Genomic DNA, 13,396 nt, shown 5'->3' with positions numbered 1-13,396 from the left:
AGGTCGTCGGCTGCTTCTGTTGTGTATACGCGCCCGGCCGAACCCCCTCGCCCGCGAGGGCGAGGACCCGCCGGTGATGCCGCGCGCGCGGGCGCACGCGGCATCACCGGCCCAGCACCGCGAGGACGCGGCACTGGAGGAGGAGAAGCCCGCCACCGCAGCCTCGCCCGCCGCCACCAGCGCGCAGACCGCTGTTGCTCCGCGACCTCTGCGCGCCGCCGAGATCGCCGCGAAGCGCCGAAAGCCCAAGCGTCGTACCCGCGACGCCGCGAACCTGAAGAACGACAAGATCACTGTCCGCTTCAACCCCGACGAAGCCGCGGGGCTCCGCCGGCGCGCAGGCGAGCGCGGCATCTCGGTCTCCGCCTACATCGCCCGCAAGGCCCTGGCAGATGACGGTGGCGTCGCCGAGTCCCGCGACGAGCAACTGGACGCGGCGATCGAGGAGCTGGTCGCGGTCCGTCCGCAGCTCGCGGGCATCGGCCGGAACATCAACCAGATCGCGCGCCTGAGCAACATGGGCGTCGCCCAGGAGCCTGGTCCCGTCCGCGACGCACTCATCGCCGGGACCGTGCTGGCCAACGCGGTCCGCGAAGCGGTGGCGGACATCGATCATGCCGGCGCGCGCCTGGCGAAGGCCGTCCGCAGTTGATCAGCAAGCCGGTCCGCGGCGGCAACACACTGGGCGCGCTGATCTACCTGTTCGGGCCGGGCGAGGAGCACGAGCACACCGACCCGCACATCGTCGCGTCCTGGGACGGCTTCGCACCGGACCCGGGACGCGACCCGGCGGCGACCCTCGGGCAACTGCGGGACGCCCTCGACCTCCACGTCGTCCGCTACCGCGCGAAGAGGAAGTTCGCGAAGCACGTCTACCACCGCCCGGTCCGCGCGGCTCCCACCGACCGGATCCTGACCGACGAGGAGTGGGGCGACATCGCCCGCCGGGTCGTGGCCGCCGCCGGCATCGCCCCGGACGGCGACGAGGACGGCTGCCGCTGGATCGCCGTGCGGCACGCCGACGACCACATCCACATCCTGGCCACGATGATCCGCGCCGACCTCACCCAGGCCGACATCTGGGAGGACCAGTACAAGGTCGAGGCCGAACTCACCAGGATCGAGCGCCAGTACAGGCTCAAGGACCTCTCCGACACCCGCACCCGCGCCTACCGGGACGCCATCCCCAAGCGCGCCAAGGGCGCCGAACTGCGCAAGGCCCAGCGCCTCGGCCGGGAAGGCACCGACCGCGACCGCCTGCGCACCGCCGTCCGTCAGGCGCTCGCCGGGGCCGCGGACGAGGAGGAGTTCACCACCCGGCTCACCGCGCAGGGCGTCCTCCTCGGCGTGCGCCGCGCGCCGTCCGGCGACGTGACCGGCTACACGTTCGCCCTCCCCACCGGCGACGACAGCGGGCCGATCTGGTTCTCCGGAAGCAAACTCGCCTCCGACCTCACCCAGCCCAAGATCCGCGCCCGCTTCACTGCCGGCATCGACCAGTCCACCCACCCCGCACCCGAGAGGAGCACCCGGCCCGCCGCCGGACGCCACAAGGCCAGCACCACCGTCGAACGCATCTACCCGGTGTTCGACGACGAGCAGGACGCCGCCCGCGCGGAAGCGGTGATCCGAGGCGGCCTCGAAGTCCTCGACACGCTCGCCGCCACCAGCCCGCCCCTCAGCAGGAAGGAGATCCACCAGGCCGCCCGGGCCCTGGAGTACACCCGCACCGCCCACACCCGCGCGGCCGACGCCGACCTGCGCGCGATGCGCTCCATCGCCCGCGAAATCCTCTACGCCGGTCCCACCTCGGGCCGGGGCGAGGACGGCACCGCCGCAGCCACGATCCTGACCAGCCTCGTCCTGCTCGCGATCCTGATCGCCAAGTGGCACGCCGCCCAAGGCCACCAGCACCAGGCCGAAGCCGCCCACACGGCAGCGGTACACCTTCGCGCCGCCTACGCCCGGCACGCCGCCAAGCCGATCGCCCACCTGGGCCTCGAAGGCCGGCACCTGCCCGCCGACGTCCGGTACCGGCAGGAGGCAGCTCTCCGCCGCGCGCTGCCCGCCGACCAGGCCACCCGCCTGCTCGCCGAGGATGGCTGGTCGGCGCTCGCCGCCACCCTCGCCGAAGCCGAAGCAGCGGGCCACGACCCCCATACCCTGCTCGCCCAGGCCGCCGGACGCCGGGAACTCGGCAGCGCCGACTCACCCGCTGCCGTGCTGACCTGGCGCATCCGCCGGGACACCGGCCTTCCGGCCCCGGCGCCCCGTGGCCGTACCAGCGCGGCCGTGTCCCGGAGCATCCCCGGCCGCACCGCCACCAGCCGCACCACCACGCAGGCCGCCGTGGTGACTCCGCCGCCGGCACCCGATGCGGTGCGCCGCGCGCGGTGACCAACCGATGGGCGGGTTGGGGATCACCTCGCCCACCCGCCCACCGAGCCCGCACCGCTGGTCAACCGGGCTTCGCCCTCCAGTCCCCGCCGCTGAGCCGCCGGGGCGGGCTCACCCAACCCATAGCCATGACACCCCCCACCTCTGGAGACAGCTTCTTGAGTTCGATCCCGGTTATCGACCGCACCGTGTTCTCGACGTCCCGCACCGCGGAGTTCCTGGACTGGCGGGCCCTGCAGTCCCAGACCGGACAGCCCCGGGAGAGGTTCGGCGACGTCGTGATCAAGGAACTGCTCGACAACGCCCTGGACGCGGCGGAGTCCGCGCGCGTGAGCCCGGAGATCGGCCTCGCGGTGTCCTGGGCCGACGGTGTGGCGCGTGTGCGCGTGACGGACAACGGCCCGGGAATGCCGGTCGGCGTGGTCGAGCGGATCCTGGACTTCAGCCGCAACGTCTCCGACAAGGAGAGCCTGCGCTCGCCCACCCGCGGCATGCAGGGCAACGCGTTCAAGACCCTGCTCGGCATCCCCCACGCCCTCGGCGTCACCACACCGGTGGTCATCGAGGCACTCGGAGTGCGGCATGAGATCGCCGTCTCCACCGACCCGTCGGGAGAGGTCTCCACCCGCCACACGAAGGCCCCCACCAGCCGCACCAGCGGCACCTCGGTCACCGTGCCGCTGCCCGCCGCGCAGGTGACGGCCGAGAAGGCGGCCGGCTGGCTGCAAAAGTTCGCCCTCGTGAACCCGCACGCGCGCTTCGTTGACCACGCTCAGGCCGGCGACGGCGAGGCGGCCGGAATTTACGAGCCCACCGCCCAGCAGGGGTGGCGCAAACCCCTGCCCACCGACCCGACCAGCGCACACCACTACGACGATGCCGCGATGACGAAGCTGGTCTTCGCCCACATCCGCGAACACCGACAGGGTGGCGCGGACCGGACGGTTCGGGCGTTCGCCAACACCTTCGCGGGCCTGACCGGCTCGGCCAAGGCCAAGCGCGTCGCCGAACAGGTCCCCAGGTCACGCACCTGTCCGGGTTCAAGGAGAGCCCCGAGCAGGTGCCGGTGCTGCTGGCCGCCATGAAGCAGCACAGCAAGCCGCCCACGCCCTCCTACCTCGGCCAGGTGTCCCGCGACCACTACACCCAGGTCCTCGACCAGGCGTTCGGCGTCGAGGAGGCCTGGTTCGCGCGCAAGCAGCTGACCGACACCGCCGGCGTCCCGTGGAGCATCGAGGTCGCCATCGCCCGCACGAAGCGCCCGGGCGCCGTCGGCTTTGCGGTGAACTACTCGGCGACCTTCGGCGACCCGCTGGCCGGCACCCACCTGGTGGGCGACCACGTCACCAGCGTCGGGGCGGGCTCGTTCCTCGCCCAGGCCGACGCCGCCCCCGGAGCGGGCAACCAGTTCCGGCGGGCCGCGATCGTGCATCTCATCTGTCCGGTCCCGCAGTTCACCGACAAGGGCAAGACCGTACTCGTCGTCCCCCGCGAGGTCGCCGACGCCTGCGCGAAGGCCCTCACTGCGGCGACCCGCGTGCTGCGCAAGGACCAGCGGTCCAAGCAGAGCGCTGAGCGGCGCGAGCAGCGGGCGGCGATGCGCGAGTACAAGGCCAACACCGCGACGCGGCCTGCGCCCAGGGTGTCGGTGAAGGACGCGGTGTTCACGGTGATGCGCGAGGCCATCGCGCAGGCCCGAGGTGGCGAAGGCCTGTCGTTCTCCTCCCACACCCTGTTCTACAAGATCCGCCCGCTCGCGCTGAAGCTCCTGCCCGCCGCCACCAAGCTCAAGGCCCCCTACCTCGAGCAGAAGCTGATCCCCGACTGGGAACGGGAGAACGGGCCCATCCAGGGCCTCTACCGCGAACCCCGCGGAACTCTCCACCACCCCCACGACCCCACCGGGCTGATGGACGTGCGCCTGGGCACCCGCGAGGTCCAGCAGTACATCCCGCCGAAGTGGAGCTACAACAAGATCCTCGTCATCGAGAAGACGGGCCTGTGGCCGCCGGTCCGGGAATCCGGCATCGCCGAGCGGTACGACATGGCCGTCATCACCAACGAGGGCTACGGCACCGAGGCGTGCCGCGAACTACTCGCCAAGATGCCCCCCGGCGACGTGCAGATCTTCGTCCTCCACGACGCCGACCCCTACGGCTACAACATCGCCCGCACCCTCGGAGAGGAGACCGCCCGCATGCCCGACCACCGCGTCAAGGTCATCGACCTCGGCCTGAGCGTCGACGACGCCCTCGCCAAGGGCCTGGAGGCCGAGCCCGACACCCGCGACGCCGCCCTGCCCGCCCGCATCCTGCCCCACCTCACCGACACCGCCCACACGTGGTTCACCGGCGAGCCCATCGCCTGGCGCCCGAACGGCGAGCCGACCAAGTGGCGCTACCAGCGCGTCGAGCTCAACGCCTTCTCCTCCCCCGAGCTCATCGCCTACATCCAGGAAGGACTCGCCCGCCACGACGCAGCCGGAAAGGTCGTCCCACCCGACAGCCAGCTGCGCGCCACCGCCCAAGAACGTCTGAACCGAATCGTCGTCGGGGCCGTCGGTGAGGCGATCGACGCCATGTTCCCCATGGCCGGACTCGTCCAGGCGGTCTGGGACCGCCTCGACACCGACCAGGTAACCGACATCGGCCCGGCCGACCTCGCCCACCTCCACACCGACCACCCCGCCCTCTCCTGGGAAGACGCAGTCCAAGCCCTGGTCACCCAGCGACTGCGCCACCACCCCAACCCGACCGACCTCGCCCGCCAGGCCGTAGCCCAACTGCAGGCCACAGACCGCCGATAGCCGGCACACCCGACGGCCGCCGCCCCACGACCGGGAGCGACAGCCGCAGGGGGTTTGGTGTCGGTTCGATGTCTTCTCCCGTCGTCGGGGAGCATCCCGGCCCGCCGGACGTCGTGTGGTCCTTGCAACCGACACGAAGGGCACCGAACTTGACCAACCCCGCCGACGCCGGCCACAACATCGTCCTCGCCGTCCCCCACCCCGCACCCCTCAACCCCCGCGGCACCACCATCACCTGCGCCATGTGTGACGCGGAACGCGACTGGCTCCTGATCCACGTCCAGCCCGACCTCGTCTTCGTCCGCTGCCGCTGCACCCACGAATGGCGCGAGCACGACCTCGACACCGCCGATGTCACCGAGGCCAGGGGCATCGGCTGGGTCGAGCAGGAGTGGGAGTCGTTCGAGCAGATGTACCGCGGACTCGGCTTCGACGGTCTGCTCGCCGGCACGGTGTGGAACCTGGCCTGACAGGCGCCGAGGCCGCCACCGACAGGTGGCGGCCCACCCCCTGGGGGGGAGTGTCGATGCGTCAATGTCACTGCAGGCATTGGATGCAGAGTGTGATCGCGATCGCTCGCGGTCCTTGGATCTTCCGGCCGTGCGTGTGCTACGTTCCGTAGTCCAATCGAAAATAGGCGACCCCGGCAGCGCGCCAACGCTCCGGGGTCCGGCAACAGGAGCTACCACTCCCGATGCGAATCCATCGTAGCGCCCACGCGCGCAACTTCACCGTGCTGCCCAACGCCGTCCTGCAGTACCGACGGCTCTCCTACACCGCCCGCGGCCTGCTCGCGGACCTCCTCTCCCGCCCCGACGGCTGGCGAGAGGACGGCCGGCACATGGCCGACACCAGCCCCCCAGGGCCGAGGTGCGATCCGCAAGGCCCTGAAGGAACTGGCCGAGGCGGGCTTCTACAAGGTCGAGAAGATCCGCATGCCGGACGGCACGATCATCACCGAGACCCACGTCTACGACACCCCGCAGCTCACGGTGCTGCCGAGTGCCACCCGTCCGGTCTCCGGTGAAGCGACCACCGGTGGTGCTGACGCCCTTGTAAAGGACCTGGTGAAAGAACCCTCCCTCCCCGCCGAGCAGGCCGGCGAGCCGGTCGTCGCCGACGAGCCGCAGGCGAGGACGGGAGGGCGGGAGGAAGACTCCGAGGAGGAGAGCGGCGAGCAGCTCGTGGCGGTGCCGGACGAGCAGGTCCGTGAGGCGGTCGCCACGCTGTTCCGGGTGATCCGCCCCGAGCCGTGCCTGCGGCTCGGCCAGGCCGAAGCCGAGGACCTCGCACCCCTCGTCGCGCGGTGGCTGGAGCGCGGCGCGACCCAGGCCGACCTCGCCCAGGCCCTGCTGCCGGGCCTGCCCGCCCCGGTGCATTCGGCGGTCGCGGTGCTCCGCTACCGCCTGGAACGGAAGATGCCGCCCGTCCAGCATGCTGTGCGGCCCGCAGCGGCCCGGTACGCGGAGTGCGCCAAGTGCCACGACCCGGTGCCCCAGGCGGGCATCTGCCGCCCCTGCGCGGGCCTCGGCACACGAACGGTCGCCGTCGGCGGGGGTGAGGCGGCCACCCGCAGCGGCGCGGCCCGCGCCAGGGCGGCCCTGCGCGCCGGGAAGGCCGTCGGTATGGACCTGGGTGGACTGGTCACGGTCGGCTGAGCCCCCGCTCAGGGCGGGTCGTCGTGCGGATCAGGTGTCCGGGTCACGGGCCTATCGGTCCTGGCCGGCGGTGGCGTGAGGGGGAGCGCCGCACTGGCACGGGTGCTCGCGCGGCAGGAGGCTCAGGGCGTGCAGCATGTAGGCGGCCAGACCGGGTGAGGAGGCCGCGTTCGCGCCCAGTCGCGCGTAGAACCGGGTCATCTGTGACTTGAGGGCGCGGTGGCTCGGGCCGCCGTGCTCGGCGAGGTCCGCGAGCGTGCAGCCGCGGACAAGTTCCCCCATGACGTCCAGGTCCCACGGCCTGACCAGCGCCCGAGGGTCACGTGGGTCCGTCGGCGGGGCGAGGAGACGGGTCCGGCAGCCTATGTCGACGGCCTGGACGCGGGTGGCCGCGCCCAGGGCCCGGAGTGCCTTCACGGCCCGGCGGGTTCCGCCGGTCCTGGTGGTGCCGAAGTGCTCGCCGATCTCCTGGTCGGTCCTGCCGGCGGCGAGCAGGCCGAGAACGGTGTGCTCGGCGATGGTCAGCACGGGTCGCACGTGGCAGGAGGGGCAGGGGATACCTCGCATCCAGGGCTCGGCGGCCGGGTCGGCGGTGTGGAGGCATCGGCAGGGGTGGTCGTCGGGTAGCAGTCGGGCGCCGTGCAGGCGGTGGACGGTCATGACAGTGCGGCCCGGGCCTTCGGGGATCTCCAGCTCCATGGCGAGTCGGCCGAGGGCGTAGGTGATCTTTCCGCGTGTGAGCCCGAGGAGTTCGGCGGTCTCGGTGACGGTGTGGCCGAGGACGAGGCGGCGCGCGATCTCGCGCTCGTCCTCGGTCAGGTCGCGGTTCAGGAACCTGGGCGGGACGGGAGCGGGCAGAAGCATGGCCCGGTAGGCGATGTCGACGGCCTGGGCGCGGGTGGCCGCTCCCAGGTTGTCCAGGGCCCGGGCCACCAGCTCGTCGGCGGCGGTCGCGTTCGGGGTCGCGGCGCCGAGTCCGAGCCGGCGGGCGATCCCGTAGGCGGACACCCCGCCGGCGACGAGTGCCAGCGCCTGCTGCTGGTCCCAGGTCAGGGCGAGGCGCTCGCCGCAGTGCGGGCAGGCCCAACCGAGGACGCGACGCGGCAGAGGACCGTCGGCGGCACGGATCAGGAGGTTCGTCATGCCTCCGGACCAGGCCCGCACGCGCACGCGCGGCCGTTCGGAAGGACCTGTCCGGTGGCGCCGAGAAGCGTGCGGAGTCCGCGCGGCCGCTCGGCGACGCCGACGTCCATCAGCAGGCGGGCCGCCAGCAGCAGGACCAGGCCCAGGGCGTAGGCGGTGCCCGCCAGCACCACGGGCCCGTCCGCCGGAAGCTCGTGGTGCAGCGCCGCCGCTGCCGTCGCCGCCCCGCCGGCCAGTGCCAGCAGCAGGCAGGCCGCCCCGGCGAGCAGGGCTGCGAGGAACCGGCTGCGGTGCGGCGGCATCAGCTCGTCCCGGTCGGCTGCGCGGTCCGGCCACCGGGGCGGCCGAGCCTGGTGGGCCAGCCGTCGCCGAGCGCGCTCAGCGGTATGAGGCCGGTCAGGAGGGCGCGGGCGGTGGCCTGCGGCCGGGAGCGGACTCCCAGGGTGCGGAGGATGTCCTGGACGTAGGTGCGGACGGTGCCCTCCGTCAGGTGGAGGCGCTTCGCGGTCGCCTTCGGGTCTTCGCCGGCGACGAGGGCGGTGAGGACCTCTCGGTGGCGGCGGGGCAGCGGCAGGCTGCTGGGGTTGAGGACCGGGACGTTCTCGGTCCGCACCCATCCCCAGCCGACGCCGAGCGCGGCGGCGTGGTGGCGGTGCGGCGTTCCGAGCTTGGCCGTCAGTGCCGTGACGGCGGCGCCGACCTTCGTCTCGGGGATGCCGGTGGCGTGGCTGACCGCCGCGTGCAGGTGACCTCCGGCCACTTGGCGCAGCAGCAGGACCTCGGCCTCGGTGAGGTTCGGCTTGTCGGGCAGGGAATTGGGCATGGCGAAGCTCCTCGCGATGAAGTCGAGCAGAGGGAGAGAGTGAGGGAGCGGAGCCTGGCTACGGGGCCAGCCGGGGAAAGCTGAGCGCGGCCAGCAGCTCGGGGCCGATCCGGCGGGCGGCGTGCGGGCCGATGATGAGGACCAGACGTGGGACGGCCCGGACATCGGGCGGCGGGCGAGTCAGGACTCTTCGGCTTTCCGGTGCCGCGCTCACGCCGCAACCGCTGCGGCCAGGTCCTTGTCCTAGGTCCGTGCCCCTGGCGCTGACCCGGGGAGCATGGACCGGTCTGGCGCGCCGACCAGTGTGAGGGTCTGGCCGAACCGGTCCTCGATCACGCTCATGGAGGTCTTGGTTCCCGCAGGGCTTCTTATGCCCAGGCCCCGACCAGTATCGGCTCGGGCTGGAGGGTGATCCCGGTTGCGATCTCGACCTGTGCGGAGAGTTCGGCGAGAGTCTGGGCGAAGCCAGTTGCGGTTGCTCCGTCGTGGGCGGTGAGGGTGAGGGTGCGGTGTTCCGAGCAGCGGATGCCGTCGGCGACCTTGTGGCCGGGGCGGTAGCCGGTGTGCTCCAGCAGCCAGCCGGCGCTGGCCCGCAGCCGTCCGTCGCTGTCGGTGTGGGTGGGACAGCCGGCAGCGGACAGGCGGGCGGCCTGGGTGGCGGTGACGGGTGGGTTGAGGAAGACCGATCCGGCCTGGCGGGCGTCGGGTCCGTGGGGGTCGAGGAGGAGTCCGCGGCGGTGACGGTTGGCGAGGACGGCGGTGGCCACCTCGGCCACGGGCGGTCGGGCTCCGACGTGGACGCCGAGTTCGTCGGCGAGCGGCCGGTAGGTGATCGGGGCAGCCGGTGAGCGGGTGAGGTGGAACGTCGCGGTGAGGATGGTCCAGCGGCCGGGGTCGTTCTTGAAGCGGCTGTCGCGGTGGCGGAGGCGGCATGCCTGGGCGGGCAGGGTCCGCAGGCGGCCCATGTCCCAGTCCCAGGCGGTGAGGTGGTCGAGGGTGTCGGAGACCTGCTGGCCGTAGGCTCCGGCATTCTGGACGGGGGCGGCCCCGACAGTGCCGGGTATGCCGGCCAGGCACTCGATTCCGGCGAGGCATTCGGCTGCGGCCCACTGGACGAGGTCGGCGAGCGGGTGGCCGGCCTGGACGGTCGCGGCCACCGTGTCGTCGTCCACCCGCTTCACGGTGATGCCCCGGGTGTTCATCACGGCGACGGTGCCCTCATGGCCGGTGTCGGAGGCGATGACGTTGCTGCCGTGACCGAGGGTGAGGGGCGCGTCCTCCTGCCGGTCGCCGATCGTACGGACCAGTTCGAACCAGTCGTCGGGGTCGGCGACCTGCAGGACGTCGCTGGCCGGGCCACCGAGCCGCAGGGTGGTGAGGGACGCGAGCGTGGTGCTGGGCACGGGTGGCCCTCCTAGGGTTCGTCGGTGATCGCCTTCAGGGCAAGGGTCCGCAGCGGGGCGAGGCGGGTGCGGTTGTCCTGGTGGTGGTAGACGGCGTTGGTGCAGATAGCCAGGTAGCGGCCGGTGTGCGGGGCGAGGTAGAGGCTCGTGCCGGTGAAGCCGTGGTGGTAGGCGACCCTGCCCTGGTCGGCGAGGATCCAGGCCAGGCCACGGTCGAGGCCCGGCTCGATGGCGGCCTGCGGCTGCATGCTGTGGGTGAGCCAGCGGCCCAGGGGCCCGCCGGTGGCGTGCGGGGTCAGCAGGTGGGTGGCGAAAGTGGCGAGGTCGGCCGGGGTGGTGAACACCCCGGCGTGGCCGGCGACGCCGCCGAGCAGGGCGGCGTTGTCGTCGTGCGGCATGCCCCACAGCCGGGGCCCGCCGGTCAGGCGCTGCTCGGTCGGGGCGACCCGGGCGGAGCGGGGCACCGGTCCGTACGTCGTGCTGGTCATTCCGAGGTCCTGCCAGAGCTCGGCCGCCAGCTCGTCCAGGCGCCGGCAGCGGTAGTGGGCCAGGGCCAGGCCGAGGAGGATGAAGCCGCGGTTGATGTAGCGGTGTCCGGCTCCGGGGTCGGCGATCAGCGGCTCTCCGCAGATCAGTTCGGCCAGCGGTTCGGGGCGGTTGCGGTACTGGTCGAGGCGGGTGTCGGCCCGCAGGCCGGAGGTATGGGCGAGGATCTGCCGGGGTGTGACCCGGCCGCCGGGGGCGTCGGCCGCGATGTCGGGCAGCAGTTCGCGGATCGGGGTGTCCAGGGTGAAGCCGTCCATGAGGGAAGCGCCGACCAGCGGCCAGGTGGCCAGGACCTTGGTCAGCGAGGCCACGTCGTACACCGTGTCCGGCCCCGGCCGGGCGTCGCCGCACTCGGGGGCGACGACGCCGGAGGCCAGGTAGCCGGGCTCGGTGTCGAAGGTGCCGTGGGCGATGACTCCGCCGGGCACGGTGCCGTCAGCGGTCATCAGGTCCAGGCACTCGCGCAGGTCGGCGAGCGCGTTCGGCTTCCACGGCACGGTGTTGGTCACGGCTACTCCTGGTCGATCGTCAGGTCGGCACCGAGCGCGGCCAACTTCGGCAGCAGGCTGCCGTATCCGCGCCGCAGGTGGTACATCCCTCGGATCGTAGAGGTGCCCTCGGCGGCCAGCGCGGCGATCACGAGAGCGGTCACCGCCCGGATGTCCTCCCCGGCCACGCCGGCGCCGGTGAGGGCGGACCGTCCCCGGACGGTGATGACCGAGCCGGTCGCGTTGACGGCCGCGCCGAACGCTGCCAAGGCCAGCAGGTGGGTGTCGCGCTGGGTGTAGATCCGCTCGTCGATGCGGGAGGTGCCCTCGGCCTGGGTGAGGAAGGCGGTCAGCTGCGGCTGCACGTCGGTCGGAAAGCTCGGGTGCGGGCCGGTGGCCATCTGCACCGGCCGAGGCCCGGCCGGGGTGCTGACGACCGTGCCGCCGTCCAGCGGGTCGAGCTGGACTCCGGCATCGGCGAACACCGACACCAGCCCGTCCGGGAACGCGGCCGGCGGGAAGCCGTCCAGGTGGACGGTGCCGCCGGTGATGGCGGCGGCCAGCGCGAGGGTGGCGGCCTCCAACCGGTCCGGCGGCACGGTGAACACCCCGCCCCGGATGCGGTCGGTGCCGGTGACGTTCAGGGCCTTCCTGCCCCGCCACTCGATGCCGACGCCGGCCTGCGAGAGCAGGGCGGCGGTGTGGGTGACCTCGGGCTCCACGCTGGGGTTGAGGATCGCGGAGGTGCCCGGGGTGCGGGCGGCCAGCAGCATCGCGGTGACCGTCGCGCCCAGGCTCGGCCCCCACGAGCGGGTCTCGGCGTCGGTGATGAACGGCAGCCGCTTACCGGTGAAGCGGGCCCGCACCCGGCCCCGGTTCACCTCGACCTCGGCCCCGGCGGCTTCCATCGCGGCCAGGTGCCGGTCGATGTAGCGGGCGCAGAAGGCGTCCCCGCCGGGGGTGGGGAAAGTGACCTTGCCGGTGCGGGCCAGCAGAGCGCCGCCCATCACCGGGGTGGTGCGGATGCGCCGTCCGAGGTCGTCCGGGATGACCGGGAAGTAGGAATCGGCCGGTCGGGTGGCGAACTCGTCGTCGGTCACGGTTGCGCGGGTGCCGGTGCGGTGCAGGATGTCGGCGACGACCAGGGTGTCCAGGATCTCGGGCGCACCGGTCAGGGTGAGCGGGTCGTCGGCGAGGATCGCGGCGGCGTACAGGTGCAGGGCGATGTTCTTGCTGCCCTGGACGGTGGCGGTGCCGGTGAGGCGGTGGCCCCCGGTGATCCGTACGGCCCGCTGGTCGGTCATGGTGGTGGTGTCGGTGGTGGGCATGGTCACCTTCCCTGGCTTCCGGCCGGGAAGAAGCCTCCGACCTGGGTCTTCGGATAGAGCAGGGTGTGTGCGCCGATCAGGGTGGCGGGCTGGAGCACGGTGCCGGCGGGAACGATCACGCCGTCGCCGATCACCGCGCCGAACTTCGTCTGGCCGGTGGCGATGCGGCGGCCGTCGAGGTGGGCGCAGACCTCTTCGGTGGCCGGTTCGGTGACCGGTCCGGAGGTGACCCGCAGGCCGGTGGTGGACACGAACGCGCCGATGTTGACGCCGAGGCCGAGCACGGAGTCCCCGACGAAGCTGGTGTGCTTCATGAAGACGCCGCCGGTCAGCAGGGAGCGGGTGACCTCGGCTCCGAAGCCGATCTGGCAGCCAGGGCCGACGACGGTGTTGTCGCGCACCCGGGCGCCAGCCTCGATCACCGCGCCGGGGCAGACCAGCACCGGGCCGGTGACGAACGCGCCTTCGGTGATGACGGCTCCGGGTGCCACGATCACGCGGCCCCGAACGGTGGCGCCGGGCTCGATGGTCCCGGTCGCGTCCGGCAGCGGGATGTCCAGGTTGCCGGCCAGCAGGTCGGTGATGGCCTTCTTGAGGCCGAACACGGTCGGGCAGCAGTTCAGCAGCTCCAGCACGACCGGGTCGGTGACCTGCTCGATGTCGAAGTAGTACGCGGGCGTGGTGCGGTAGTCGATGCGCTCCAGCTCGGTGTGGAGGGTGGGCGCGTCGGTCAGCCGGTGCATGGCTGGATCTCCTCTCGGACGAGCGAGTGGAAGAGAAGAAGGGGGCGGGGCCGGTGCGGCG

The 13,396-nt window shown here is 72.5% G+C and carries 13 protein-coding genes; 6 read left to right on the top strand and 7 right to left on the bottom strand.

Going from position 1 to position 13,396, the window contains the following annotated elements; translation table 11 throughout:
- The 6 genes from ACFXAM_RS07390 to ACFXAM_RS07365 form a co-directional block, all read left to right on the top strand.
- On the top strand, positions 1-652 hold a 652-nt coding region (locus ACFXAM_RS07390), incomplete at its 5' end, for a plasmid mobilization protein (RefSeq protein WP_380288346.1).
- Positions 649-2,397 (top strand): relaxase/mobilization nuclease domain-containing protein, encoded by a 1,749-nt coding sequence (locus ACFXAM_RS07385; RefSeq protein ID WP_380288344.1) that lies wholly within the window; start codon positions 649-651, stop codon positions 2,395-2,397. The genes ACFXAM_RS07390 and ACFXAM_RS07385, both read left to right, overlap by 4 nt.
- A 158-nt stretch (positions 2,398-2,555) precedes the next feature.
- Positions 2,556-3,482 carry an ATP-binding protein gene (locus ACFXAM_RS07380; RefSeq protein WP_380288342.1) on the top strand — a complete coding sequence of 309 codons (927 nt, stop codon included), beginning with the start codon at positions 2,556-2,558 and terminating at the stop codon, positions 3,480-3,482.
- Positions 3,458-5,203, top strand: coding sequence for a hypothetical protein (locus ACFXAM_RS07375; protein WP_380288341.1), 1,746 nt, complete (start codon positions 3,458-3,460; stop codon positions 5,201-5,203). The genes ACFXAM_RS07380 and ACFXAM_RS07375 overlap by 25 nt, the downstream gene beginning before the upstream one ends.
- A gap of 149 nt (positions 5,204-5,352) precedes the next feature.
- A complete protein-coding gene (locus ACFXAM_RS07370; RefSeq protein WP_380288339.1) occupies positions 5,353-5,673 on the top strand; it encodes a hypothetical protein in 321 nt (106 codons plus the stop codon).
- 465 nt (positions 5,674-6,138) lie between these two features.
- On the top strand, positions 6,139-6,861 hold the full coding sequence (locus ACFXAM_RS07365; protein ID WP_380288338.1) for a hypothetical protein: 723 nt from the start codon (positions 6,139-6,141) through the stop codon (positions 6,859-6,861).
- 51 nt (positions 6,862-6,912) lie between these two features.
- Here the strand turns inward: ACFXAM_RS07365 and ACFXAM_RS07360 are convergent, their stop codons facing one another.
- The 7 genes from ACFXAM_RS07360 to ACFXAM_RS07330 form a co-directional block, all read right to left on the bottom strand.
- Positions 6,913-8,004: a hypothetical protein gene (locus tag ACFXAM_RS07360; protein WP_380288336.1), complete on the bottom strand. Its 1,092-nt coding sequence runs from the start codon at positions 8,002-8,004 to the stop codon at positions 6,913-6,915.
- Positions 8,001-8,306 (bottom strand): hypothetical protein, encoded by a 306-nt coding sequence (locus ACFXAM_RS07355; RefSeq protein ID WP_380288334.1) that lies wholly within the window; start codon positions 8,304-8,306, stop codon positions 8,001-8,003. The genes ACFXAM_RS07360 and ACFXAM_RS07355 overlap by 4 nt, the downstream gene beginning before the upstream one ends.
- Positions 8,306-8,827, bottom strand: a complete 522-nt coding sequence (locus ACFXAM_RS07350; protein ID WP_380288332.1) for a LuxR C-terminal-related transcriptional regulator — start codon at positions 8,825-8,827, stop codon at positions 8,306-8,308. Before ACFXAM_RS07350 ends, ACFXAM_RS07355 begins: the two co-directional genes overlap by 1 nt.
- Positions 8,828-9,195: 368 nt before the next feature.
- Positions 9,196-10,230: a UDP-N-acetylmuramate dehydrogenase gene (locus ACFXAM_RS07345; protein ID WP_380288330.1), complete on the bottom strand. Its 1,035-nt coding sequence runs from the start codon at positions 10,228-10,230 to the stop codon at positions 9,196-9,198.
- Between the two features lie 11 nt (positions 10,231-10,241).
- Entirely contained in the window at positions 10,242-11,285 is a 1,044-nt protein-coding gene (locus tag ACFXAM_RS07340; protein WP_380288328.1) for a serine hydrolase domain-containing protein, read from the bottom strand.
- A 2-nt stretch (positions 11,286-11,287) separates the two neighbouring features.
- On the bottom strand, positions 11,288-12,592 hold the full coding sequence (locus tag ACFXAM_RS07335) for a UDP-N-acetylglucosamine 1-carboxyvinyltransferase (RefSeq protein ID WP_380288326.1): 1,305 nt from the start codon (positions 12,590-12,592) through the stop codon (positions 11,288-11,290).
- A 2-nt stretch (positions 12,593-12,594) separates the two neighbouring features.
- A complete protein-coding gene (locus tag ACFXAM_RS07330; protein WP_380288324.1) occupies positions 12,595-13,335 on the bottom strand; it encodes a hypothetical protein in 741 nt (246 codons plus the stop codon).
- Positions 13,336-13,396 lie beyond the last annotated feature (61 nt).

The sequence above is a fragment of the Kitasatospora sp. NPDC059462 genome (assembly GCF_042749955.1).
Classification (GTDB): Bacteria; Actinomycetota; Actinomycetes; order Streptomycetales; family Streptomycetaceae; genus Kitasatospora.
Note: the sequence above shows the minus strand (reverse complement) of the source record. Positions and strands in the feature narration are given on the sequence as shown.

Bases quoted from the DNA above. Each gene is read 5' to 3' on its own strand.
- ACFXAM_RS07365 (WP_380288338.1), top strand. From the start codon at position 6,139: ATGCCGGACGGCACGATCATCACCGAGACCCACGTCTACGACACCCCG.
- ACFXAM_RS07360 (WP_380288336.1), bottom strand. From the start codon at position 8,004: ATGACGAACCTCCTGATCCGTGCCGCCGACGGTCCTCTGCCGCGTCGC.
- ACFXAM_RS07355 (WP_380288334.1), bottom strand. From the start codon at position 8,306: ATGCCGCCGCACCGCAGCCGGTTCCTCGCAGCCCTGCTCGCCGGGGCG.
- ACFXAM_RS07350 (WP_380288332.1), bottom strand. From the start codon at position 8,827: ATGCCCAATTCCCTGCCCGACAAGCCGAACCTCACCGAGGCCGAGGTC.
- ACFXAM_RS07335 (WP_380288326.1), bottom strand. From the start codon at position 12,592: ATGCCCACCACCGACACCACCACCATGACCGACCAGCGGGCCGTACGG.
- ACFXAM_RS07330 (WP_380288324.1), bottom strand. From the start codon at position 13,335: ATGCACCGGCTGACCGACGCGCCCACCCTCCACACCGAGCTGGAGCGC.